General features: G+C 72.1%; 23 protein-coding genes, 1 tRNA gene and 2 pseudogenes. 6 read left to right on the forward strand and 20 right to left on the reverse strand.

Annotation, left to right across the window (positions count from 1 at the left end):
- Window positions 1-70: 70 nt before the first annotated feature.
- From L2C96_RS04435 to L2C96_RS04445, 3 genes and pseudogenes are all read right to left on the reverse strand, one after another.
- Window positions 71-755, reverse strand: a pseudogene (locus L2C96_RS04435) (response regulator).
- Window positions 752-1,930: a sensor histidine kinase gene (locus tag L2C96_RS04440; RefSeq protein WP_237335241.1), complete on the reverse strand. Its 1,179-nt coding sequence runs from the start codon at window positions 1,928-1,930 to the stop codon at window positions 752-754. The pseudogene L2C96_RS04435 and the gene L2C96_RS04440 overlap by 4 nt, the downstream one beginning before the upstream one ends.
- Before the next feature lie 10 nt (window positions 1,931-1,940).
- Window positions 1,941-2,777, reverse strand: coding sequence for a CPBP family intramembrane glutamic endopeptidase (locus L2C96_RS04445; protein ID WP_237335242.1), 837 nt, complete (start codon window positions 2,775-2,777; stop codon window positions 1,941-1,943).
- 474 nt (window positions 2,778-3,251) lie between these two features.
- Between L2C96_RS04445 and L2C96_RS04450 the strand changes: the two are divergent.
- Window positions 3,252-3,356, forward strand: a pseudogene (locus L2C96_RS04450) (hypothetical protein); the annotation flags it as partial.
- An 11-nt stretch (window positions 3,357-3,367) separates the two neighbouring features.
- Here L2C96_RS04450 and L2C96_RS04455 read toward each other — a convergent pair.
- Window positions 3,368-3,883 (reverse strand): hypothetical protein, encoded by a 516-nt coding sequence (locus tag L2C96_RS04455; protein WP_237335243.1) that lies wholly within the window; start codon window positions 3,881-3,883, stop codon window positions 3,368-3,370.
- Window positions 3,884-3,915: 32 nt separating this feature from the next.
- Complete coding sequence (locus L2C96_RS04460; protein ID WP_237335244.1) at window positions 3,916-5,010, reverse strand: alcohol dehydrogenase catalytic domain-containing protein; 1,095 nt, start codon at window positions 5,008-5,010, stop codon at window positions 3,916-3,918.
- 92 nt (window positions 5,011-5,102) lie between these two features.
- On the opposite strand from L2C96_RS04460, the gene L2C96_RS04465 reads away from it, so the two are divergent.
- Window positions 5,103-6,029, forward strand: a complete 927-nt coding sequence (locus tag L2C96_RS04465; protein WP_237335245.1) for a LysR family transcriptional regulator — start codon at window positions 5,103-5,105, stop codon at window positions 6,027-6,029.
- Here the strand turns inward: L2C96_RS04465 and L2C96_RS04470 are convergent.
- A complete protein-coding gene (locus tag L2C96_RS04470) occupies window positions 6,023-6,865 on the reverse strand; it encodes an SDR family oxidoreductase (protein ID WP_237335246.1) in 843 nt (280 codons plus the stop codon). The genes L2C96_RS04465 and L2C96_RS04470 overlap by 7 nt on opposite strands.
- Window positions 6,866-6,937: 72 nt before the next feature.
- On the opposite strand from L2C96_RS04470, the gene L2C96_RS04475 reads away from it, so the two are divergent.
- Window positions 6,938-7,855, forward strand: a complete 918-nt coding sequence (locus tag L2C96_RS04475) for an AraC family transcriptional regulator (protein ID WP_237335247.1) — start codon at window positions 6,938-6,940, stop codon at window positions 7,853-7,855.
- Window positions 7,856-7,911: 56 nt separating this feature from the next.
- Here the strand turns inward: L2C96_RS04475 and L2C96_RS04480 are convergent.
- The 14 genes from L2C96_RS04480 to L2C96_RS04545 form a co-directional block, all read right to left on the reverse strand.
- Window positions 7,912-7,985: transfer RNA gene (locus L2C96_RS04480), tRNA-Arg, on the reverse strand.
- A gap of 303 nt (window positions 7,986-8,288) precedes the next feature.
- Window positions 8,289-9,083 (reverse strand): HpcH/HpaI aldolase/citrate lyase family protein, encoded by a 795-nt coding sequence (locus L2C96_RS04485; protein WP_237335248.1) that lies wholly within the window; start codon window positions 9,081-9,083, stop codon window positions 8,289-8,291.
- Complete coding sequence (locus L2C96_RS04490) at window positions 9,080-9,895, reverse strand: HTD2 family dehydratase (protein ID WP_237335249.1); 816 nt, start codon at window positions 9,893-9,895, stop codon at window positions 9,080-9,082. The genes L2C96_RS04485 and L2C96_RS04490 overlap by 4 nt, the downstream gene beginning before the upstream one ends.
- A 4-nt stretch (window positions 9,896-9,899) precedes the next feature.
- A complete protein-coding gene (locus L2C96_RS04495; RefSeq protein ID WP_237335250.1) occupies window positions 9,900-11,051 on the reverse strand; it encodes an acyl-CoA dehydrogenase family protein in 1,152 nt (383 codons plus the stop codon).
- Complete coding sequence (locus tag L2C96_RS04500) at window positions 11,044-11,907, reverse strand: SMP-30/gluconolactonase/LRE family protein (protein WP_237335251.1); 864 nt, start codon at window positions 11,905-11,907, stop codon at window positions 11,044-11,046. Before L2C96_RS04500 ends, L2C96_RS04495 begins: the two co-directional genes overlap by 8 nt.
- Window positions 11,900-13,468 carry a class I adenylate-forming enzyme family protein gene (locus L2C96_RS04505; protein ID WP_237335252.1) on the reverse strand — a complete coding sequence of 523 codons (1,569 nt, stop codon included), beginning with the start codon at window positions 13,466-13,468 and terminating at the stop codon, window positions 11,900-11,902. Before L2C96_RS04505 ends, L2C96_RS04500 begins: the two co-directional genes overlap by 8 nt.
- 11 nt (window positions 13,469-13,479) lie before the next feature.
- Window positions 13,480-13,851, reverse strand: a complete 372-nt coding sequence (locus tag L2C96_RS04510) for a Zn-ribbon domain-containing OB-fold protein (protein ID WP_237335253.1) — start codon at window positions 13,849-13,851, stop codon at window positions 13,480-13,482.
- Window positions 13,848-14,996 carry a thiolase family protein gene (locus L2C96_RS04515; protein WP_237335254.1) on the reverse strand — a complete coding sequence of 383 codons (1,149 nt, stop codon included), beginning with the start codon at window positions 14,994-14,996 and terminating at the stop codon, window positions 13,848-13,850. Before L2C96_RS04515 ends, L2C96_RS04510 begins: the two co-directional genes overlap by 4 nt.
- 79 nt (window positions 14,997-15,075) lie before the next feature.
- Window positions 15,076-15,714, reverse strand: coding sequence for a GntR family transcriptional regulator (locus tag L2C96_RS04520; RefSeq protein ID WP_020415907.1), 639 nt, complete (start codon window positions 15,712-15,714; stop codon window positions 15,076-15,078).
- An 80-nt stretch (window positions 15,715-15,794) separates the two neighbouring features.
- Window positions 15,795-16,808 carry a CaiB/BaiF CoA transferase family protein gene (locus L2C96_RS04525; RefSeq protein ID WP_237335255.1) on the reverse strand — a complete coding sequence of 338 codons (1,014 nt, stop codon included), beginning with the start codon at window positions 16,806-16,808 and terminating at the stop codon, window positions 15,795-15,797.
- 11 nt (window positions 16,809-16,819) lie between these two features.
- Window positions 16,820-17,545, reverse strand: coding sequence for an SDR family NAD(P)-dependent oxidoreductase (locus tag L2C96_RS04530; RefSeq protein ID WP_237335256.1), 726 nt, complete (start codon window positions 17,543-17,545; stop codon window positions 16,820-16,822).
- Window positions 17,542-18,048 carry a Rossmann-fold NAD(P)-binding domain-containing protein gene (locus tag L2C96_RS04535; protein WP_237335257.1) on the reverse strand — a complete coding sequence of 169 codons (507 nt, stop codon included), beginning with the start codon at window positions 18,046-18,048 and terminating at the stop codon, window positions 17,542-17,544. The genes L2C96_RS04530 and L2C96_RS04535 overlap by 4 nt, the downstream gene beginning before the upstream one ends.
- Entirely contained in the window at window positions 18,045-19,199 is a 1,155-nt protein-coding gene (locus L2C96_RS04540; RefSeq protein ID WP_237335258.1) for a thiolase family protein, read from the reverse strand. Before L2C96_RS04540 ends, L2C96_RS04535 begins: the two co-directional genes overlap by 4 nt.
- Window positions 19,196-19,606, reverse strand: a complete 411-nt coding sequence (locus L2C96_RS04545; protein WP_237335259.1) for a Zn-ribbon domain-containing OB-fold protein — start codon at window positions 19,604-19,606, stop codon at window positions 19,196-19,198. The genes L2C96_RS04540 and L2C96_RS04545 overlap by 4 nt, the downstream gene beginning before the upstream one ends.
- Before the next feature lie 196 nt (window positions 19,607-19,802).
- On the opposite strand from L2C96_RS04545, the gene L2C96_RS04550 reads away from it, so the two are divergent.
- Genes L2C96_RS04550 through L2C96_RS04560 form a run of 3 tightly spaced genes read left to right on the forward strand, consistent with a single transcriptional unit; the run spans window position 19,803 to window position 23,795 of the window.
- The gene (locus L2C96_RS04550) at window positions 19,803-21,299 is read left to right on the forward strand and encodes an aldehyde dehydrogenase family protein (protein WP_237335260.1); all 1,497 of its coding nucleotides are present in this window, start codon (window positions 19,803-19,805) and stop codon (window positions 21,297-21,299) included.
- A 31-nt stretch (window positions 21,300-21,330) separates the two neighbouring features.
- Window positions 21,331-22,446 (forward strand): NDMA-dependent alcohol dehydrogenase, encoded by a 1,116-nt coding sequence (locus L2C96_RS04555; RefSeq protein ID WP_237335261.1) that lies wholly within the window; start codon window positions 21,331-21,333, stop codon window positions 22,444-22,446.
- A gap of 59 nt (window positions 22,447-22,505) precedes the next feature.
- Entirely contained in the window at window positions 22,506-23,795 is a 1,290-nt protein-coding gene (locus tag L2C96_RS04560; protein ID WP_237335262.1) for an MFS transporter, read from the forward strand.
- Window positions 23,796-23,797 lie beyond the last annotated feature (2 nt).

The following is a 23,797-nucleotide window of genomic DNA, read 5'->3' on the forward strand; positions in this document are numbered from 1 at the left end:
CCTACCAGCTGCGCGATCGCCGAGCCAAGGGCGCCACCGTCGACAAGTGGCTGATCGGGCGCCGACGGCGTCAGTCCACTTCGGACACCAGGCCGACCCGGTAGGCGAGGACGACCGCCTGCACGCGGTCCCGTAGGTCGAGCTTGTTGAGGATGCGGGAGACGTAGGTCTTCACCGTCTCCGCGGACAGGACCAGCGCCGCGGCGATCTCGGCGTTGGACAGGCCTGCGGCGAGCTGTTCGAAGACCTCCAGCTCGCGGGGGGTCAGGGCCCGCACGACCTCGTCCCGCGCCGCGCGGGACGAGGTCGGCCGGGCGCAGCCGTTCCGCGAAGTGGCCGATCAGGCCCCGGGTGACGGCCGGGGCGATCAGGGACTCGCCGCGGGCGATGGTGCGGATGCCCTCGACCAGCTGGGCCGGCTTGGCGTCCTTGAGGAGGAAACCGCTGGCACCGGCGCGGAACGCCTCGTAGACGTACGCGTCGACGTTGAAGGTGGTGACGACCAGCACCTTCGGCGGCGCCTCGACACCGGGGCCGGCGACCTGCCTGGTCGCCTCCATGCCGTCCAGGACGGGCATGCGGATGTCCATCACGACCACGTCGGGGCGCAACCGGCGCGCCATCTCCACCGCCTCGCGGCCGTCCGCCGCCTCGCCGACGACGGTCAGGTCGGGCGGTGACGACAGGACGGTGACGTAGCCGGTGCGCACCAGCTCCTGGTCCTCGCAGATCAGCACGCGGATCGGCGCGGTCATGCGGCGCCGACCGGGATCAGGGCGTGCACGCGGAAACCGCCGCCCGGGCGTGGTCCGGCGACCAGGTCACCGTCGAGCATCCGAATCCGTTCCCGCAGCCCGCGGAGCCCTCGTCCGCCGGACGGCGCCACCGGTGCGGTGGCGGGCCCGGTGGTGGTCACCTCGATCTCCAGGTGCTCCTCGCCGTGCCGGAGCAGGACCGTGGTCGGTTGCCCGGTCGCGTGCTTGATCGCGTTGGTGAGCGCCTCCTGCACGACGCGGTAGGCGGCCAGTTCCACGTCGACGGGCCGCGGCCTGCTGACGCCCTCTTCGCTCCATTCGACGGGTTGCCCGGACAACCGGGCCTGCTCGACCAGGTCGCTCACCCGGCCGATGGCCGGCGTCCGGTCCGGGACCGGGTTTTCGCCGGTCGCCTCGAGCACGTCGAGCAGCGCCCGCAGTTCGGTGAGCGCCCGGCGTCCGGTGTCGCTGATGGCGCTCAGCCCGTCCCCGGCACGTGCCGGCTCGGTGTCGAGCAGGAACTGCGCCGCGTCGGCCTGGACCACCATCGCCGTCACGTGGTGGGTGACCACGTCGTGCAGATCGCGGGCGATCCGCGCCCGCTCGGTGGACGTGGCTACCTCGGCGGCCAGCCGTTCGCGTTCGGCCTGTTCCGCGCGCCACCGGCGCACCCCGGTCCCTGCCAACCAGATCACCGCCATCATCAGGTAGAACGCGAGGTAGTCGAGGAACCGCGGGGGCGCCCCCAGGGTGTGCAGGACGACCGCGAGCACGGCGTAGGCCACCGTGACCGCCGCGGCCAGCCTGCGACGGAACCGGGCGAGGTGCGCACCGGCGGCGTACAACGCCAGGAGGAGCCCCATCTTGCCGAACGTGTCCGGGTAGCCGAGCACCTGACCGACGGCGAAGGCGCTGCCGACGAGCGCGAGGCACACTGCGGGCCACCGGGTCCGCACCGCCAGCGGCAGGCACAGTGCCAGGGTCAGCACCAGCCCGGCCACCGCGCCGGCGTCGCGTCGCGGGAGGTCGCCGATCTCCGGTCCGATGTGGGAGATCGCGGGCACGAAGGCCAGCACCGCGACGACCACCGCCAACGCGATGTCCTTGACGAGAACCGGGAGACGGGGCCACTGGCGGACCACCGCGCGGAGGGAGGCGGCCGTGTCGGCGAGCACTCGTCGGAGTCTAGCGACGGCGCATCGGCACCAGGTTGCCGCGCCTGCGCGCGGCGACGAGCATCGGCACGGCGAGGACCAGGCTCACGATGACGGGCACGATCGACGCCTCGAGGCCGAAACCGCCGCCGGTCAGCAGGTCGGGGCCGGTCGGCTCGGCGACCAGTACGCCGGCCCCCGGATGCCCGGAGACCGGGATGCCGAGCAGCCCCACGCTGGTGTTCCAGGCGAAGTGCAGGCCGATGGCCAGCCAGATGTCGCGGCACCACAGGAACGCGGCGCCGAGCAGCACACCGGCCTCGACGGCGATCGCGAACGAGCTCCACAGCGTGGCACCGGGGTTGGCCAGGTGCACGAGACCGAAGAACACCGCGGTCACGGCCAGCGCGACCCAGCTGCCGAACAACCGTTCCAGCGCCTGCAACGCGAGGCCGCGGAAGAGCAGCTCCTCGGTCACCGCCGCTCCCAGTTGCACCGCCACCACCGTCGCCACGATCGCGCCCTTGTCGCCCGAGGACGCGGTGAACGAGAACTCGGTCAGCACGACGACCACCGAGGTGGCGATGAACACGACCCCGAGCACGACGCCGGTCAACGCGCGGGGCACCGCCCGCGCCGACAGGAGTTCCGGCGTGCTCCGCCGCGCGACGTAGCGCATGACCAGCCAGTAGACGACGACCGCCGCGACCGCCCCGACGACGGCCAGCGCCGGCGGCCCGCCGGAGGTCAGTGCCGACACCCCGCCGACACCGACGATCCCCACCAGCAACCACACGAGCGGAAACCGCAGGACGCGGTCGAACTTCCCAGCTCCGTGACCCGTGCTCGCCACAACTCCCGCGTCCACTCGCGACCTCCCGTTGACGGTGGCCACCGCGATCCGGTGACCGCCACGAACGTTACGAGCGCACGGCGGGCGTGAAATCCCCAGAGAGACGACGATTCGGGTAGCTCGCTCGGGGGACTCAGTGCGGACTACGGAAATGTCGCTGCCCGGACGCGGCTCGGATCGCCGCCGTGCTCGGACTGGGCAGCACCGCCGACGCGGTCACGCGCAACTACCTGGAACTCGCCGACCGCCTCGACCGCGCCCCCGCGCCCGTGCCGGGCACGCCGCTGGCGCTGGCCGGATCGATGCTGCGCAGCGTCACCTACAGGCTCCTGCTGCACAACGGGACTCTGCCGGTGCTGGCCCAGTTCTGGGCGGCCACCGCACACCTGGCGGACGGCGCGCTCACCGAGACGGACGGCCAGGTGCTGCAGGCTCGCCGAGGTCCTCGGCCGGCGCGCGGACTTCGTCGGCGCCGACAACGGCGGCCACTACGTCTACGGCCAAGGCTCCACCTGCGTGGACCAGGCGACGGTGACGTTCCCGACCACCGGCCGGCTACCGGACGAGAACCTCCACCGCACCGGAAAGGGATGACCGAGCGGGGGTCACGGCCGCTGCACGTTCTCGGAGCCGTTCAGCAGGACCGTGAAGATGCCCAGTGCGCCGGTGCGGAAGGCCACCGACAGGGCGTATCCGATCGCGGCGTCCGCCGGCCGCGAGTCCTCGCGCCGGGCCTGCCAGAACACCGTGAACTTCCCTGCGGTGTCCAGGCCGAACGAGGCGATCCCGGCGCCGTCCCGCTTGAGCAGCGTGTAGTCGTCGGAGTCCGGTGTGAACCGGTAGTGCGTGCCGGCCAGCGTCACATCGACCCGGTACGAGGCGCGGGTCAGCTTCCCGGGGCCGGGTCGCAGCCCGGCCTCGGCGCCGTCGACCGACATGGTCAGGCGGTCGGCTTTCCTGGTTCCGATCGGCACGAACTCGCTCACCTCGGCGTCCGGGGAGCGCTGGATGACAACCGGGGGAACCTGCTCCCCGGAGACCTCGACCACGCCGCGCTCGCTGTCGGTGCGGATCGTCAGTTCGCCGTAGTACGGGTCGTCCACGTTCCGGGTGCGGGGCATGCCGGCTCGCCTTCCTGATCGGGATGCCGAGACTAGCGATTGCCGGCCCCCGGGGTGAGGACGGTGCGGTCGAAGGGGCCGCCGTGGGCCGCGGCGTGGGCGACAGCCTCGTTGACCTGGTCGAGGTCGAACCGGGTGATGCGTTCGGGCGCGAGGTCCAGGGCTCCCGTCGCGATGAGTCGGATCATGCCGACGTTCGCCGCGCGCGGGTACATCCATTGGCCCCGGACGGTCACCGAGTTGCGCATGATCCAGGGGTAGGGCAGGGCCAGATCCGCACCGCCGAGCATGCCGACGCCACCCATCAGCACGACCCGCCCGTACTCGCGCACCGTCATGGCTGCCGCGCGGGCCACCGAGCTGGGCGCCTCGGGCGGCAGGAGATCGAGCACCATGTCGATCTGGCCGTCGGCAGCCGCCGCCATGGCCGCACGGTCGGTGTCTTCGTCTCCGCTGAGCTCGACCGGGCTCACCCGCGCGCCGAACCGGTCGGCGAGCAGGTCGAGGACGGCCCGGTTGCGGCCCGGGGCCACCACGTGCCCGGCGCCCATGGCGAGCGCGACGGCTACCGCGCTGCTGCCGAGGTTGCCGGTCGCCCCGCTGACCAGCAGCGTCTCCCCCGCCTCGAGCCGGCCCGCCAGCAGCCCGCCGTAGGGAATGGTGTGCACACCCAGCACGGACCAGCGTGCGGGATCGGCCACGGCCCCGGCGGGCAGCGGGTACACGTTCTCCGTGGGCACGCGCATGAGTTCGGCAAACGGCCCGTCGTGGAAGTACCGGGCCAGCTCGGCGCCGCCCTCGCCGCGGGAGCTCCAACCCTGCAGCGTGATGTCCGGTGTCAGGGCGTCGTCGCGGGCGCGGACCGTCGAGTCGCACCAGACCACATCCCCCACCTTGAGCTTGGTGGCGTCCGGCCCCACGCTCACCACCCGGCCGATGCCGCCGACGCCCGGCACGACCGGTGGTTCCAGCGGGTAGCGCCGGGCACCGCTGAACACATCGGCCGCGTACGGGGGCACGCAGGTCGCCAGGACCTCGACCAGCACCTCACCGGTGCCGGTTCGCGGGTCCGGGGCGTCGTGCACCTTGAGCGGGGAGCCGAAAGCTGTGAGTGTCGCTGCACGCATGGAAAACCTTCCTGTCTCGTCCTCCGCCACGCTAGGCGCGGCAGGGACATGCGGGAAGCGATGATCCGGCATCTCTGGTATGCGTGGTCAGCATGGACGTGTCGAGTGCGAGCCTGCGGGTGCTGTGTCAGATCGCCGAATCGGGCAGCTTCACCGCTGCCGCCGCGGAGCTGGGCTACACGCAGTCCGCGGTCTCGCGCCAGGCGATCGCGCTGGAACGCAGCGTCGGAGCCACCTTGTTCGAGCGGCGGACCGACGGGGTGCGGCTCACCGAGCGCGGGCTGACGCTGCTGCGCCATGCGCGGACGATCCTGGAGTCGGTCGAGGCGGCCGAGCGTGACCTGACCGGTGAGTCTCCTCGCACGGAACTGGTGCGGCTCGGGTTGGTCCTCAGCGCGGGCCCGGTGATCCTGCCCGCCGCGCTCGCCCGGCTCGCCAGGACAGCGCCACGGGTCCGGGTCGCCACCCGCGAAGGCACCACGCCCAGCATGGCCCGGGCGTTGCGCACCGGTTCCATCGACGTCGCCGTGCTCACCTCACGCCCACCGCACCGGCCACCGGACGGCGAGTCACCGCGGCTGCACACCACCGTTGTCCAGGACACCGAGCTTCTCGTGGCGGCCTCGGCTACCGGCACGTTCGCGGGCCGCAAGTCCGTGCACGTCGACGAACTGGTCGGCGCGCCGTGGATCGCCAGCCCGTCGTCGAGCGGGGAGCCACTGCTCGGTGTCTGGCCGGGCCTGCCGGGGCGAGCGCGCATCGTCCACAATGCACGGGACTGGCTGACGAAACTGCACCTGGTGGCCGGTGGTTTCGGCGTCACCACGATCCCGGAAGGTTTGTCGCCGGTACTGCCGCCGGGCGTGATTGCCCTGCGGGTCCAGGGCGCTCCACCGGAGATCCGCAGGGTCCTCGTCGCCCGGCTCCCCGGCCCTGCCACGCCGGCGATCTCAGCGGTCACCCAGGCGATCACCTCGACCGTCCTCGATCAGAGCTCCGAGGGCCGGCGAGCTCACTGACCTCCCACGCGGGCCAGGGCCCAGTCGTTGTAGTCCTTTTCGGACGTCTCGCGCCGCATCCGGGCGGAGTTCTCCACGTCTTCGCCGACGAGGTAACGAAGTTGCGTGCTGTCGTCCTCAGCCGCGGTGACGACGGCTTCGGCCACCGTCTGAGCGGTCGCGAGCCGGTAGGGTCCCTCCTGCTCGAACGCGCCCATCACCTGCCGCACGAGCGGCTCGTAACCGGCGGGGACGGGGACGGCCTGAGCGCTCTCGGCGGTGCGCGCGAGGAAGTTGGTCCCCCGCACCAAGCCGGGCTCGACGAGCTTGACCGAGACCCCGCGCGCGGCCGCCTCGTAGCGCAGGGATTCGGTGAAGCCTTCGACCGCGAACTTGGTGGCGCTGTAGACCGAAAGCAGCGGCTCGGGGACGATCCCCGCCCCGGAACTGATCGCGATCAGGCGCCCGCCGCCCTGGTCGGCGAGCATCGGCAGGGCGGCCTGCGTCACCTGCATCATCCCGAAGACATTGGTCTCGAACAGCGCCCGGACGGTGGCCATCGGGGTGGCCTCGAAGACGGAGAACAGCCCGGCGCCGGCGTTGTTGACGACGCAGTCGAGCCGGCCGAAGCGGGTCAGGGTGTCCCGGAGGGCGGCCTGGATCGAGTCCGGGTCGGTGACGTCGAGCACGCAGGTCAGCAGGTGCTCGGTGCCTGGGCCGAGGTAGCCCTCCGGCAGGGGGCGGCGGGCCGTCGCGACGACGTTCCACCCCCGGTCCAGGAAGAGCTCGGCTGTGGCCTTGCCGAACCCCGACGAGCTGCCGGTGATCAGGACGGTCTTGCGGGTTTCTGTGCTCACACATCAAGTCTCGACGCCGCACGCCCGGACTGTCTATCATCAAAGCTCCGATATTCGTTAGCGAGAGTCCGGATGAGCGATCCACTGGCCGAGGTGATCGGCCTGCTGCAGCCGCGCGTCGTCCTCTGGAAACAGATCGAGGGCTCTGGGCGGTGGGGGTTGCGGTTCGAGGCGAACTCCGACGTCAACTTCGGTGTGGCCACCGCCGGCCAGTGCTGGCTGCGGTGCGAGGGAGACCCGGTCCCGCTCGCGGAGGGCGACTTCCTGCTGCTGTCCGGACCACCCGCCTTCACCTTCAGCAGTGACCTCGGCGCGGATGTCGTCGACGGGGAACGGGCGCTGGCCGGTGTCCCGGACAACCACCTGAGACTGGGCAGCGGAGAAGGGCAAGTTACGCGGCTGCTCGCCGGGCATTTCGCGATCGAGCCGGAGAACGCCCATCTCCTGCTGGACCTGCTGCCGACGGTGGTCCACCTGCGGGCGGGCACCGACGGCGCCGGGCGGATCGCGAAGCTGCTCGAACTGATCGGTGACGAAGCGGGGGCGGACCGGCCCGGTGGGTCGCTGGTGCTGTCCCGGCTGGTCGAAGTGATGCTGGTCGAGGCGCTGCGCAGCGCTCCGGCGACACTGGAGCACCCGCCGGCCAACCTACTGGCAGGCCTGAGCGACCCGCGGGTGGCGGCTGCCCTGCACGCGATCCACGCGGACGTCGCCCGGCCCTGGACGGTGGCCGACCTGGCGGCCGAGGCGCGGATCTCCCGTTCGGTCCTGGCCGAGCGGTTCGCCCGGCGCGTGGGCCTGACGCCGATCGAGTACCTGCTGTCCTGGCGGATGGCCATCGCCAAACGCGCTCTGCGACAAGGGAACCAGCCGATCGCCGAGATCGCGCGGCAAATCGGCTACGGCTCGACCAGTGCGTTCAGCACGGCGTTCTCTCGCGTCACCGGATCAGCTCCCGGGCGGTACGCCCGTCGGCGGACCGCTGAGTGAGGTCTTCCCACCGGTTGCCAATGGCGGGCGTGTCGCGACCCCGCACCGTCGCCCGGTGCCCCTGCCAGGATTCGAACCTGGGGCCTCCGCATCCGTAATGCGGCGCTCTGTCCTGCTGAGCTACAGGGGCCTGAAGTGATGGAGAACCGAAAAGCCGCCCGGATCGGGGTTCCCGATGGGCGGCTCCCTCGTCATGAGGTGATCACGTCATGACGAGGGAGCACCGCGGCGCAGGCCAGTGGACGGGCACGCAAGCGCGACCGGCAGGCGCCGTGTCTCTCGCTTTCGCTTGTCCGTCATGGCTTCCCCCTCGGTGATCGTGTGCGGACATGGTGCCCACTGCACGCCGGGTGCGTCAATCTTGTTTTTCGGCGCCAGCGGGGTGGTTGCGGTTGCCGGGGGACAATCCCGAATGGGGCACGTGACCGGTCGTCTAAGAGACGGTTTCCTCCCGCGCCCGGGCCAGGATGGCCTGGGCGCGCAGGATGACCGGGCGGTCCACCATCTGTCCGTTGTGGACACCCACCGACCCGTCACCCACCGAGGCCAGCACTCCCTCCGCCCACGAGATCTCCGCGGCGGTGGGGGTGCAGGCCTCGTGCACGGGGCCGACCTGGCGGGGGTGGATGCAGAGTTTGCCGGTGAAGCCGAGCTCGATCGCGTGCGCGAGGTCGGCTTGGAGGACGGCCGGGTCGTCCAGTGCGGTGGTGACGCCGTCGATCGGGGCGGCGCGGCCGGTCGCGGCGGCGGCGAGTACCAGGGCGGAGCGGGCGTGGTGCAGGGCGGTGTGGGAGCGGTGGTCGACGCCGAGTTGGGTGGCGAGGTCGATGCTGCCGAACGCGGGCCGTACGACGTTCTCGGCGGCGCAGACCTCCACGGCCCGCACCACGCCGAGGGCGGTTTCGATCAGCGGGATCACCGGGGCGCCGATCGATGCCAGCACGGCGGGATCTTCGGCCTTGGGCACCATGATCGCGGTGGCCTGGCCGGTGATGGCGGTGAGGTCGTCGTCGAACCAGGGGGTGCCGGGGCCGTTGATCCGCACCACCGCCGGATGCCCCGTCTCGAGCCACGACCGCACGTGTTCCCGCGCCGAGGCCTTCTGCTCGGGGGCGACGGCGTCCTCCAAATCGAGGACCACCACGTCGGCGCCGGAGGCGGCGGCCTTGGTGAACCGGTCGGGGCGGTGGCCGGGCACGAACAGGAAACTCCGCGCACCGGCGATCATGCGGCACCCCGCAGGACGCCGGTGGCGGTCTGCCGCCCGTACCTGTCCCGCACCGCCGTGGCTACGCTGTCGGGTTCCTTGGTGGCGGTGGTGATCAGGCCCTGGTGGTCGAACAACGGGGACACCAGCCGGTAGGAGAATTCGACATCCCCGCCGATACCGGTGGCGCGGGCGGCTTCGGCCATCGCCAGCGCCTGCAGCGGCCCGTGGGTCAGCAACCCCGGATAGCCCTCCACGTCGCGGGCGTAGTCGCGGTCGTAATGAATCCGGTACGCGTTGTAGGTCAGCGCGGAGAACCGGAACAACAACGTCGGTGTCACCTCGATCGCCCACTCACCCGGCCCGGCCGGCACCACCTCGGCGCCCTCGTCGGCGGGCAGCCCACCGGCGGTGGCGGGCCGGTAGACGATGTCCTGCCGCTCCTCGACCACCACCCGCCCGCCCTGGGAGATCAGGTGTTCCACGGTCACGAAGGTCAACGGTCCGGACCGGCCCTGCTTGTCGGCCACCGAGGCCACCCGGGTGCGCCGCGTCGCCGCCTCCCCGCACCGCAACACCCCACGGGCGCGGACCCGGCCCCCGGCCCACATCCGCCGCCGCCCCGGCCCCGGCGGCGCCGGCACACAGTTACGCACCGGATGCCCATCCGGCCCCAAATCCGTCTGCGCCGGCCGGTCCAGCAGATACAGCCAGTGCCACAACAACGGCAGCCCCTCGCGCGACAGATCCGGCACCGGCACGTCCAGCAACGCGCCCAGCGCCCGCGCCGGCTCCGGCGCCACCACCTCACTGCGCTCCACAACCTCCGACACGGCGTCAGATCCGGTTCCGGCTGATCAACTGCCGCGCGATCACACCACGCTGGATCTCGTTGGTGCCCTCACCCACGATCATCAACGGCGCATCCCGGAAATACCGCTCCACATCGAACTCCGTCGAATACCCATACCCACCATGAATCCGCACCGCGTTCAACGCCACCTCCATCGCCGTCTCCGACGCGAACAACTTCGCCATCCCCGCCTCCATGTCACACCGCTGCCCCGAGTCATACCGACGCGCCGCCATCAACACCAACTGCCGCGCCGCCTCCAACTTCGTCGCCATATCCGCCAGATAATTCCCGATCGACTGATGCTGCCAAATCGGCTTCCCAAACGACTCCCGCTCCTGCGCATACCGCAACGAATCCTCCAGCGCCGCCCGCCCCACCCCCAACGCCCGGGACGCCACCTGGATCCGGCCCACTTCGAGGCCCTTCATCATCTGGGCGAACCCGTCGCCCTCGGCGCCACCCAGCAGCGCGTCCACCGGCGCGCGGTACCCGTCGAAGGACAGCTCACAACTCTCCACACCCTTGTAGCCCAGCTTCGGCAGATCACGGGACACGGTGAGCCCGTCACCGTGTTCCACCAGCAGGATGCTCATCCCGGCATGCCGGGGCGTGGCGGCCGGATCGGTCTTGCACAGCAGCGCGATCAGCTGGGAGCGGCGGGAGTTGGTGATCCACGTCTTCGCGCCGTTGACCACGTAGTGGTCCCCCTCGCGCCGGGCCGTGGTGGTCATCGCCTGCAGGTCGGATCCGCCGCCCGGCTCGGTCAGCGCCATGGTCGCCCGGATCTCCCCCGTCGCCATCCGCGGCAGGTAGCGGTCCCGCTGCTCCGGCGTGCCGAACGTGGCGATCAGCTTCGACACCACCGTGTGCCCGCCCATCGCCCCGGCCAGGCTCATCCAGCCCCGCGCCAGCTCCTCGGTGACCTGGACGTAGCACGGCATCGACACCGCGACCTCGCCCCACGGCTCCGGGATCGCCAAGCCGAAGATGCCCATCTCCTTCATCGCCTCGATGAGCTTCTCCGGATAGGCGTTGTCGTGCTCCAGCTCCCGCGCCACCGGCCGCACCTCGCGGTCCACGAAGTCCCGCACGGTGTCGACGATGAACTGCTCTTCGGTGCTCAGCTCAGGCATGGTGTGTCCTCGCGGTGGTGGGTGGCGGCACGAGGTGCCGGGGTCCGGTGGCGACGCCGTCGAGGGCGAGCACCCGGCCGCCCTTGGCCGCCGTGACGACGAGCGTGTCGCGGGCCGGGCCCGCGAAGCACAGGTTGGTCGGGAAGGTGCCGTCCGGGAAGCGGATGGGCGGCAGTGGGGTGCCGTCGGTGTCGAACACGGCGATCCGGTCGGCGTCGGGCAGTGCCGCGTAGAGCCGCCCGTCGGCGTCGAACGCCAGGCCGTCCGGGCCGCCCGGAAGGACAGCGAGGACACCGTCGAAGCGCAGGGACGCCCCGTCCCAGGTGTAGCCAAGCAGACGGCGTTCGCGGGTCGCGGCGACGATCAACCGGTCGCCGCAGAAGGCCAGCCCGTTGGGGAAGCCGATCCCCTCGGCGACCACCTCGAGCCGCCCGTCCCGCGGGTCGTAGGCGAACACCTGGCCGGGGCCCTCCTCGTGCGGGCTGCCGGGATCGGTGAACCATATCCGCCCGTCCGGGCCGCGGACCAAGTCGTTGGGCGCGCGCACCCCGGCGGTGAGGGCGTCCAGGACGGTGCCGCCGAGCAGGGTCTGCAGTCCCGCGGGGGCCGGGCGGTGCGAGCTGCTCCGCCGCACCGATCCCCCGTTCTGGGCGACCCACACCCGGCCGTGCTCGTCCTCGGCCAGCCCGTTCGGGCCGCCGCCGGTCTCGACTCGCCGCACGACGGCGCCGGTGCGGTGGTCGAGTTCGAGGACCTGGCCGCGGGACACGCTGGTCACGAGCAGGCGGCCGTCGCTGGTCCACAACGGACCTTCGGTGAAGCCCGCGCCGCTGGTGAGCAACCGGATGTCAGGCATCGAACACCTCGCGCAGCTTCAGCTTGCTGACCTTGCCGGTGTCGGTGAGTGGCAGGTCGGCGGCGGTCATCAGCACGAACCGCGACGGCACCTTGTACCCGGCCGCCTGTCCGCGGATGTGGGCGGTCAGGTCGGCGACGAGCCCGTCCCGGTCGGCGCCCGGGTCGCGGGGCACCAGCACGCAGGCCATCACCTCGTCACCGTTCTCGCCGGGCACGCCCATGACGAAGGCCTGATCGACGGCATCGTGGCCGATGAGGATGTCCTCGACCTCGGCGGGGGCGATGTTGATGCCCTTGATCTTCATCATCTCCTTGCGCCGCCCGGCGAAGTGCAGCCGGCCGTGCTCGTCGAGCCATCCCAGGTCGCCGGTGCGGAACCAGCCGCCGGGCCGGATGGCGTCGGCGTCGAGTTCGGGCGCGTCGAGGTAGCCGTCGATCACCGCGCCGGACAGCTCGATCTCCCCGGTCACCCCGGCCGGGCACGGCCGCCCGGTGTCGTCGACGATCCGGACCTGCTGCGTGGGCAGCGCGGTGCCGCAGGTACTCAGCTTGACCTCCACCGGGTCGAGCGCGTCGCTGACGGTGGAGTGCCCGTAGCCTTCGGTGAGCCCGTACATGCTGCACACCTGCGTGACGCCGAGTTCCTCGATCACCAGGCGCTTGTCCTCAGCGGTGAACCCGCACGTGCCGGTGCGCAACGAGGAAATATCGCGCTTGCCGAACGACGGCGCGGACAGCAGCGCCCGCGTGGTGGGCGCGAGTCCGTAGTAGACGGTGCAGCGCTCGCGTTCGATGAAGGCCAGCGCCTCCTCGCCGTCGAGGCGTTCCTGCAGGCACAGCGTGGTGGCGTGGGTGAGGGCGACGGGCAGGGCGTTGGCCGTGCCGTAACCGAAGAAGAACGGCGCCGAGATCCACAGCCGGTCGCCGGGGCGCAGGTGCTGCCGGCGGCCGATCTCGCGGGGGTTGGCCACCAGCGGGCCGTGGCGCAGCGGCACCGGTTTGGGTTTCGCGGTGCTGCCGCTGGTGAACAGGATCGCCGCCAAGTCGCCGGGGCCGACCGGCACGTCGACGAGCGGGCCGCCGGGCAGCGCCGGGGGCAGCTCCGCGCCGGCGGGCCAGGTGAGCGCGCCGAGGTAGTCGCGGCGGGACTCGCCGTAGAGCTCACCGTACCCGGCCTGGGCCAGGTCGGCGAGGACGTCGCGGCCGAACAGCTTGTCGTCGGTCACGACGGCCCGCAGCCCGGCCCGCTCGATCACGTAGGCGTATTCGGAGGAGCGGTACCAGGTGTTGACCGGGACCGCGACGAGACCGGCGAGGTGCGCGCCGAGGGTCGCGGTGAGCCAGCGCAGCCCGTTGGGCAGCAGCACGCCCACCCGGTCGCCCGGCCGCAGTCCCGCGGCCGCGTAGCCCGCAGCCATCCGTTCACACGCGCCGAGCAAGCCGGCGAAGGTGGCGCGGCCGTCGGCGGCGACCACGGCCTCGTGGTCGCCAAAGTGCTCGCCGAGGGCACGCAGCACCCCGGGCAGGGTGTCCTGGCCGAGAAGCCGGTAGTGATCCACAGTGGACTCCTTCAGGCGGGCCGGAACCGCACCAGCGGGGTGCCGTTCACGCGCTCGAACGTAGCCGTCACGGGCAGGCCGACGCGGACGTCGCCGCCGGTGACGTTGCTGATGATCTTCACGCCCTCGGTCAGCAGCACGACCGCGACGACGTACGGCGGCTGCGGTCCCGGCGGCGGGAAATAGGCCTTGCGGAACACGGCGTAGGACCACACCGTGCCGGTGCCGGCCGCGGTGAACCACTCGATGTCGCCGTGGACCCGGCAGTGCGGGCAGACCGGTTTGGGCGGGAAGCGGGACTCGCCGCAGGCCCGGCACCGCGCCACGCGCAGCTGCCCGGCTTCGAGACCGGCGAGGTGCGGGGTGAGGTCGATGGTGTTCACGGCCGGCTCCCGTACACGACGGAGGACACCAGCGGCGCGGCGCAGGCGTACTGGATGTGGGTCGCGCCGGGGATCTGCCGTGCGCCGCATTCGCCGCGCAGCTGGCGCACGGCCTCCACGTTGAGACCCCAGCCCTGCAGGTAGCTTTCGGACAGGTGCCCGCCGGAGGTGTTGACCGGGAGCTCCCCGCCCAGCCCGATCCGGCCGTCCTGGATCCACCGCCCGGACTCCCCACGGGGGCAGTAGCCCAGGCCTTCCAGGGTGAACAGGACGTTGGGGCTGAAGTTGTCGTAGAGCATCAGGCCGTCCACGTCGGTCCGGTCGACGCCGGCCTGGCGCAGCGACTCCGCGCCGGCCTCGCCGATCGCCCCGGCCCAGAAGTCCTCGGGCGGGAAGTCGGAGCCGAGGAACTGGGCCCGCTGGGCGGCGCCGAGGACGTACACCGGCGGCCGCGGCAGGTCCGGGGCGCGGTCGGCGGTGGTGAGGATCATCGCCACGCCTCCGTCGTTGATCAGGCAGTAGTCGAACAGGTGCAGCGGTTCGACGATGTAGCGCGAGGCCAGGTAGGTCTCCAGGTCGAGCGGGTCGCGCATCACCGCCGCCGGGTTGAAGGCGGCGTGGCGGCGGAAGGTCAGCGCCACCTCGGCCAGTTGCTCCTCGGTGGTGCCGTACTGGTGGCAGTGCCGCTGGAACATCAGCGCCGAGAACGCGCCCGGGGAGGTCATGCCGTAGGGCCGGGTCAGTTCCGGCGCGGTGCCGTAGCCCTCCCCCGCCGCGGTGTAGCCGGTGCCGCCTGCGCCGTAGGTGGCGCCCGCGGAGCGGCCGTCGTTGCCGTAGACCAGCGCCACGGTCCGGCACTGCCCCGTGCGCAGAGCGGCGGTCGCCAGTTCGATCGCCGCACCGCACATCCGGCCCTCGGCAGGCAGCGGCACGCACCACCGGGGCTGCAGGCCGTGGGCCGAGGCGAAGGATTCGTAGCCGGTGACCCGGCAGGCGACCAGCCCGTCGATGTCCCGGACGTCCATCCCGGCGTCGGCCAGCGCCTCGCGCAGCGCCCAGCCGGCCAGGTCGTCGGCGGAGTGGCCGGGCAGCTTGCCGAAGCGGGTGGTGCCCACCCCGGCGACGGCCGCGAGTGGCCTGTTCATCACGACTCCCTCGTCGTCTGATACTTGATAATGTATAAACTCAGTCCGGAAAGCAAGGCCCCGGACGGAACGGGCCTGCTCAGAACGCGTCGTCGGCCAGGACGCCCTGGTCCCGCAGCGTGCGCACCACGTGGTCGCCCTCCAGCCGGACGTGCTCCCGGCTGGCGGCGTCGGCGGCCGCCGCGTCGCCGTCCCGCAGGGCGCGCAGGATCCGGGCGTGTCCCTTGTTCGCCTCGGGACCGCCGCCGGAGGGCACCTCGTACACCGAGCGCGGCAGGTTGCGGGACAGCTGCCGCAGCACCGACAGCAGACGGCGGCTGCCCCCGGTCTTGTTGATCAGGGAGTGGAACTCCCAGTTGAGGTCGTGCAGCTCGTCGCCGTCGGTGCTGCGCTGCATCTGCTCGTGCAGCTCCTCCAGCTTGCGCAGGACCGGCTCGGTGATCCGCGTGGCCGCCCGCGCGGTCGCCAGGCCCTGGACCATGCCGTAGATCCGGTAGTGGTCCTCGATGTCCTCCTGGCGGATCGGCACGATGAACGTGCCGCGGTGCGGCTCGGTGTCGACCAGGCCCTCGGTCTCCAGGGTGATGAGGGCTTCCCGGACGGGCAGCCGGCTCACGCCGAGCTCGGCGGCGATCGCGTCCTGCGGCACGCGCTGCCCGCGTTCGAGGGTGCCGTCGAAGATGCGTTCGCGGATGTGGGCGGCGACCTCGTCGCTCATGCTCCGCCGTTTCGGCTGTGCCGCCCTGGCCATGCCGCCACCCCGTCCCCGTGTCGCTGCTGCCGGATACTTTATCAACGTTACTCCTCGATGATCGGGGAAATGCGCGGGGCAGGCGCGGGCTCCACCCGGTCGCCGTCCACCAGCAGCGTCGACCGCGCCGTCAGGTGCGGGTCGGCGGCGGCCTCGGTCATGCTCAGCACGGGCGTGACGCAGGCGTCAAGCGGCTCGAACACCGCGGCCCACTCGGCGCGGGTGCGGCCGGCGAAGATCTCCGCGAACAGCTTCTTGGTGGCAGGCCAGGACTCCCGGTCCCACTGGTCCGGCAGCTGGGCGGGGTCCAGGCCCAGCGCGCGCACCAGCCGCTCGTAGAACTGCGGCTCCATGCTGCCCACGGCCAGGTACTCGCCGTCGGCGGTCTCGTAGACGTCGTAGAACGGCGCGCCGGTGTCGATGTCGTTCGCGCCGGGCTCGGGCTGCCACCGGCCGTCGGCGACGCGCTGCCAGATGCCGGACATCAGCAGGCTGACGCCGTCGACCATCGCGGCGTCGACGACCTGGCCGCGGCCGGTGGCGTCGCGCTCCCGCAGCGCGGCCAGCAGCCCGAAGGCGAGCAGCATCCCGCCGCCGCCGTAGTCCCCGACGAGGTTGAGCGGCGGCACCGGCGCCTGTCCCCGCCGCGCGATCGAGCGCAGGGCGCCGGTGACGGCGAGGTAGTTGATGTCGTGCCCGGCCTTGGCGGCCAGCGGGCCGTCCTGCCCCCAGCCGGTCATGCGGCCGTAGACCAGGCGCGGGTTGAGCTCCGCGCACGCCCGCGGCCCCAGGCCCAGCCGTTCCATGACGCCCGGCCGGAATCCCTCGATGAGGACATCGGCGGAGGTGATCAGCTCACGGGCCCGTGCCAGGCCGTCGTCGGATTTGAGGTCGAGGTGCACAGTGCGGCCGCCGCGGTCGAGGATGCCGCCGTCCCGGTCGCTGCCCGGGCGGTCGATCCGCACGATCTCGGCGCCGGCGTCGGCGAGCATCATCGCGGCGAACGGCGCCGGGCCGAGCCCGGCGAACTCCACCACGCGCAGTCCGTTCAGCGGTCCCATCCGTGTTCCCTTCACGCCGGCTGCCGGTACGGGTCGCCGATGCTGCGCCCACCGCACACGACGAGCACCTGCCCGGTGACGTAGGAGGCGCCGGCCAGATAGGCCACCGCGTCGGCGACGTCGCCGGGGTGCCCGGCGCGGCCGACCGGGATCGCCTCCAGGGTGCGTTCGCGGATGCGGTCCGGCAGCCCCTCGGTCATCCGGGTGGCGACGAACCCGGGCGCGACGCAGTTGACGGTGATGCCCTGGCGCGCGACCTCCAGCGCCAGCGACCGGGTGGCGCCGACCAGCCCGCCCTTGGCCGTGGAGTAGGCGGTGGAGCCGAAGGTGCCCAGCCAGGCGCGGGAGGCGATGTTGACCACCGCTCCCCCGCCGCGCCGCGCCATCGGGCGCAGCAGCAGCCGCGTCAGCGCCAGCGGGCCGAGCAGGTTGATCGCGAGCAGGCGGCGGAACAGCGCCGGGTCGAGGCGGCCGACCCGCGCGTCCTGGAGCACGCCGGCGCAGTTGACCAGAATGTCGACGCCGCCGAACTCCGCCACGCAGGCCGCGGCGACCTGCTCGCGGGACTCGCGCGAGGCGACGTCCAGGACCATCGGCCGCGCCTTCGGGCCGATCTCCGCCGCCGCCTCCGCCGGATCGAGGTCGGCGACGACCACGACGTCGGCCTCACGGGCCAGCCGTTCGCAGACGCCCCGGCCGATGCCACCGGCGCCGCCGGTCACGAGCGAGGTCTTCATGGCCGCAACCTCCCCAGACCGCTGCCCGCGGTCACGTAGATCTCCTGTCCGGTGATGTCCCCGCCGTCGGCGGCGAGCAGCGCGGACACCTGGTGGGCGACCGCGGTTTCGGCGCCGTCGGCGTAGAGCACGGTGTTGACCGTGATGCCGTCCCGGGCGAGCTCGATCGCCAGCGTGCGCGCCATCGACAGCACACCGCCCGCGACCGCCCCGGCCGCGGTGGCGTGCGGACGGCCCAGCGCGGCCTCGGCCGGGATCAGGAACACCAGCCGTCCTGCCCCGGACAGCGCGGGCAGCTGCCACTGCACCTCGGCCAGCACATCGGCGAGCACGTCACCGATCTCGGCGTCGAGCAGTTCGTCGGACAGCCCTTCCAGGTCCCGGTCGCCGGGCAGGTCCGGGGCCAGGCACGCGGCGGGGACCGGCGATTCCAGAGTGGACAGTGCCGCGGCGAGCGCGGCGGAGCCGCCCCACACGGGCACGGTCGTGGTCACCTGCGTCATCGGGACATCACCAGCGTCGTCACCGATCCTCCGTCCGTGCCGTTGACCGTGCCGCCCTTGCAGTAGCTCAGCCCGACGCGCGCACCCTCGACCTGGCGGGCCCCGGCGGTGCCGCGCAACTGCCAGGTCAGCTCACAGGCCTGGGCGACGCCGGTGGCGCCGACCGGGTGCCCGCGCGAGAGCAGCCCGCCGCTGGGGTTGACGGGCAGCCGCCCGCCGAGCGCGGTGCGCCCGGCCTCGGTCCACGCCGCTCCTTCGCCGCGCGGGATCAGGCCGAGTCCTTCCATCCGGACGATCTCGGCGATCGTGAAGCAGTCGTGCATCTCGACCAGGTCGATGTCCTCCGGGCCGGTGCCGGTGAGCTTCCAGGCCTCCTCGGCGGCCCGGCGCGAGACGTCCTCCTCGTTGACGTCGCCGGTGCCCGGCCGCACGCTGCCGCTGACGAGCGCGCAGCCCAGCATGCGTGGCACGGAACCGGTCACGCCGAGGCGGCGCAGGCCGGCCGGGCTGCACAGCACCATCGCCGCGGCGCCGTCGGAGATCGGGCTGCAGTCCAGCAGCCCGAGCGGTTCGGCGATCGGCCGCGCGGAGAGCACCTCCTGCAAGGTGACCGGCCGCTGGTACTGGGCGAACGGGTTGTGCACCGAGTGGGCGTGGTTCTTCACCGCGACCGCGGCGATCTGCTTGCGGCTCGCGCCGTGGTCGGCCATGTAGCGGCGGGCGCTGAGCCCGTGACCGGCGGCCATCACGTACCCGACCGCCGCGTCCAGGTCACCCGGGTCGGGCCGCACGCCCCCGGACACCCGGTCGGTCATCTTCTCCACGCCGATCACCAACACGACGTCGTGCAGGCCCGCGGCCAGGGCCACCCACGCCTCACGTAAGGCGGTGGCCCCGCTGGCGCAGTAGTTCTCGTGGTTGGACACCGGGCGCCCGTCGAGGCCGAGCTGCGCCGCGACGCGTTGCCCGGCGACCGGGCCGCCGAAGACGTGCCCGACGTACAGGGCGTCCACTTGGGACAGTTCGGCGCTCGCGTCGGTGAGCGCGGCGCGGGCGGCGCCGACGGCCATGCGCTCCAGGGTCACGTCGGCGGGGTACTTGCCGAACCGGATCATGCCGGCGCCGGCGACGTGGGCGGGTGCGAGCGTCATGCCGCCACCCCCGCGCGGAACCGGTAGCCGACCAGGTCGGCGCCGTCGGCGTCCTGGCCGGTGGTCGTCAGCTCGAGGTGCACGGGCAGGCCGATCGCGACGTCTTCGGGCGCGACCCCGCTGATCTGGGCGAGCACACGGACCCCCTCCGGCAGGTCGACGTAGGCCAGCACGTAGGGCACCTCGACGCCGGGCGGCGCCTGGCGGACGACGGTGAAGCTGTACACCGTGCCGGCGGGCGAGAGCTCGGTCCCGCGGATCCCCTCGACCGCGCGGCAGCCGGGACAGAACTCCCGCGCCGGGAACGAGACCGTGGCGCACCGGTCACACCGGGACCCGAGCAGGCGTGGCGGGGTCAGCTTCAGCAGCCCGTCCCGGAAGGGGCGGGCCGCGGCGACGGCGGGCATCGGAACCTCCAGCTGTCTTCGATGAACACCCACGACGGTACAAGTTTGATACATGATCAGACAAGCCTCACGAGCGAGACAGCGCCACTAGCTGCGGCTTCTAGGTTTTTCCGACACATCCTGGACACTACGGCCGCGCTGACGTAGCCTCCGTCACAACCAGTTTGTATCAAATATCGAAGAGGATGAGACGCTGATGTCAACGACGACACCCGCCCGGGGCCTGGCTCCCGTCGTGGCCTCCCGCCTCGCCGCGGACCCACACCTGTTCATCGGCGGCGAGCGCCGCGAGGCCCGCAGCGGCCGGACCCGCCCGGTCCTGGACCCGGGCACCGGCGAGCCGATCGCGACCACGGCGTGCGCCGGCGCGGCCGACATCGACGACGCGGTCGCCGCCGCCGCGCGCGCCTTCGACCCCGCCTCCGAGTGGCGGCGGATGACCCCGCTGGAGCGCGGGCGCGTCCTGACCCGCATCGGCGAGGCGATCTACGCCCGCGCCGACGAGTTCGCGGAGCTGGAGGTGCTCGACGCGGGCAAGGTGCGCGGCGCGGCCCGCGCCATCGACGTCGAGTTCGCCGCGCGGACCTTCCTCTACTACGGTGGCTGGCCGAGCAAGATCCAGGGCACCACGGTGCCCGTCTCGCACCCGGGCATCCACGTCCGCACCGAGCGGGAACCCGTCGGGGTCGCCGGGGCGATCACGGCGTGGAACTTCCCGCTGCTGCTGTGCGCCTGGAAGATGGCGCCCGCGCTGGCCGCCGGGTGCCCGGTGGTGTTCAAGCCGTCGGAGGAGACCCCGCTGTCCGCGCTGTGGCTCGCCGAACTCGCCGTCGAGGCGGGCCTGCCACCCGGCGTGCTCAACGTGGTGCCCGGCTACGGCGACGAGGCCGGGCAGGCGCTGGTGGCGCACGCGGGCGTGCGCAAGCTGTCGTTCACCGGCTCGACCGCCGTCGGCCGCCGCATCGCCCGCGACGCCTCGGACCTGCTCAAGCGGGTCACCCTGGAACTGGGCGGCAAGAGCGCGAACATCATCTTCGGCGACGCCGACCTCGACGCCGCCGTCGCCGGTTCCGCGGGCGGCATCTTCTGGCACTCCGGCCAAACCTGCAGCGCGCCGTCGCGGCTGTTCGTGCAGCGCGACATCCACGACGAGGTGGTGGACAAGCTGCTCGCCGAGGCGGCCGCGTTGTCGATCGGCCACGGCCTGGACGCGGGCGTCGACTTCGGGCCGCTGGTCAACGAGCGCCAGGTGGAGCGGGTCCGCGGCTACGTCGAGCGGGCCGCGGCCGAAGGCGCGAAGGTGCACCAGGCCGGGGAACTGCCCACCGGTGGCGGGTTCTTCTACCCGCCGACCGTGATCGCCGGCGCCACCGACGACATGGAGTGCGCGCGCGAGGAGATCTTCGGCCCGGTCGTGGTCGTGCTGCCCTTCGACGACGCCGAGGAGGCCGCCCGCCGCGCCAACGCCAGCGACTACGGCCTCGCGGCCGGGCTGTGGACCGGCAGCGTCGCCACCGAGCACGCCATGACCCGCGCCCTGCGCGCCGGCACCGTCTACGTCAACGGCTGGGGCCTGACCGACCCGGCCGCCCCCTTCGGCGGCTTCGCCCAGTCCGGCTACGGCCGCGACCTCGGCCCGGACAGCCTCGACGGCTACCTCGAAACGAAGTCCGTGTGGACATTCCACGGCTGACCCTCCCCCGCGAACGGAAAGTAGAGACACCATGAAGACCCGCGCCGCCGTGCTGACCGGCTACCACCAGCCCTTCGAGGTCCGGGAGGTCGAACTCGACGAGCCCGGCCCCAACGAGGTCCTGCTCAAGGTATCCGCCGCCGGGCTGTGCCACTCCGATCTGCACATGATGGACGGTGACAACGTCGTGCGTTTCCCGATCGTCGGCGGCCATGAAGCCGCCGGGGTCGTGGAGCGCGTCGGCCCGGGCGTCACCCGGGTCGCCGAGGGCGACCACGTCGTGTGCAGCTTCATCCCCAGCTGCGGCAAGTGCCGCTACTGCTCCACCGGCAAGCAGAACCTGTGCAACATGGGCGCCACCATCCTCGAGGGCAGCATGCCCGACGGCACCTTCCGCATGCACGACCCCGAGCTCGGCGACATCGGCGCGTTCTGCATGCTCGGCGCCTTTTCCGAGTACACCACCGTGTCGGAGCTGTCGTGTGTGAAGGTCGACGACTGGCTGCCGCTGGACAAGGCGGTGCTGGTCGGCTGCGGCGTGCCGACTGGGTACGGCAGCGCGGTCAACGCGGGCGAGGTGAAACCCGGTGACACCACGGTGATCTACGGGATCGGCGGCGTCGGCATCAACGCCGTGCAGGGCGCGGTGCAGGCCGGGGCCAAGAACGTCGTCTGCGTCGACCCGGTCGAGTTCAAACGGCAGACCGCCAAGGAGTTCGGCGCGACTCACGTTTTCGCCACGGCCGAGGAGGCCGCCGACGCGGTGCGCGAACTGACCTGGGGCGAGGGCGCGGACCAGGCGATCTGCGTGGTCGGCGTGATGACGGAGAAGGTCATCGCGGACGCGTTCGCGGTGATCGGCAAGGGCAGCACGGTCGTCGTCACCGGTGTGGCGAACCCGGCGAACCTCACCGTGCACGTGTCCGGTTCGGACCTGGTGTTCAACCAGAAGACCATCAAGGGCACGCTGTTCGGCTCGTCCAACCCGCAGTACGACATCGTGAAGATGCTGCGGATGTACGACGCGGGCAGGCTCAAGCTCGACGAGCTGATCACCGCGCGCTACACGCTCGACGAGATCAACGACGGGTACCAGGATCTCCGCGACGGCAAGATCATCCGCGGGATCATCGACTACACCAAGTAAGCCGGGCCGGTGTGGCCGGATGGGGGCCGGCCACACCGCTTCTCCCCAGGAGCTCACCGATGCGCTCTCCCTCCGCGGTCGTCGCGGCCACCCTGGTCGGCAACTTCACCGAGTGGTTCGACTTCGCCGTCTACGGCGCGGTCGCCGTCACCCTCGGCCGCGTCTTCTTCCCCACCGGCGATTCCGTCGCCTCGCTGCTGGCTTCCCTGGCGGTGTTCGGCATCGCGTTCGTGTTCCGCCCGCTGGGCGGCGCGCTGCTCGGCTCGCTCGGCGACCGGCGTGGCCGTCGCGTCGCGCTGTCCACCGCCGTCATCGGCATCAGCGGCGCCACCACCCTCATCGGCCTGCTCCCCTCCTACGCCACGATCGGGTTCTGGGCGCCGCTGCTGCTGGTGCTGCTGCGCTGCGTCCAGGGCCTGTCCGCGGGCGGCGAGTGGACGAGCGCGTCGGCGTTCCTCGCCGAGTACGCCCCGCCGGGCCGCCGCGGTTTCCGCGCCAGCCTGATCTCCGCCTCCGGCGGCCTGGCCATCGTGGCCGGCACCGGATCGGTGCTGCTGCTGGAGAACCTGCTGACCCCGGCGCAGATGCAGTCCTGGGGCTGGCGGCTGCCGTTCCTGCTCGCCGCACCACTCGGCCTGATCGGCCTGTACCTGCGGCTGCGCCTGGACGAGACGCCGGTGTACCGGAGCCTGCGCGCACGCGACGAGGTCGCCGCCACCCCGGTGCGCACCGCGCTGCGGACCGAACGCCGCACGCTGGTGCTCGCGTTCGCCTGCGCCGCGGTCACCGGGGTCGGGTTCTACTACCTGGCCACGTACTTCACCAACGCGATGTCAGCCACCGGCAACCGGACCGCGTCGCTGGCGGTGAGTTCGATCGCGCTGCTGTTCTACGCCGCGATCTGCCCGGTGGCCGGGTGGGTGTCCGACCGGGCCGGGCGGCGCCCGGTCTACGTCGGCGGCGCGCTGGCCCACGCCGTGCTGGCCGTGCCGGTGCTGCTGCTGGTCGGCTCGGGCTCGCCGGGCCTGGCGCTGCTGGGCATGTGCCTGTTCGCCGTCCCCCAGGCGTGTCTCAACGTGATGTCGTCGATCGTGCTCGTCGAACTGTTCCCGGCCCGCACCCGGTCCAGCGGTTCGGCGCTGGCCTACAGCCTCGGGGTCGGCCCGATCGCCGGCACCGCCCCGCTCGTGGCCGCGGCACTCGCTGCCGCCACGGGCAGCCCGCTCGCGCCTGCCCTCTACCTCGCCGTCATCGCCGCCGCGGTCGGCCTCGTGCTGGCGCGCAAGCTGCCGGAAACCTCGGCCCGCCCACTCGGCGAACCGGCCGCCGTCACCGCGCACACCGCCTGATC

The sequence above is a fragment of the Amycolatopsis tucumanensis genome, from assembly GCF_021654135.1.
GTDB lineage: Bacteria > Actinomycetota > Actinomycetes > Mycobacteriales > Pseudonocardiaceae > Amycolatopsis_E > Amycolatopsis_E tucumanensis.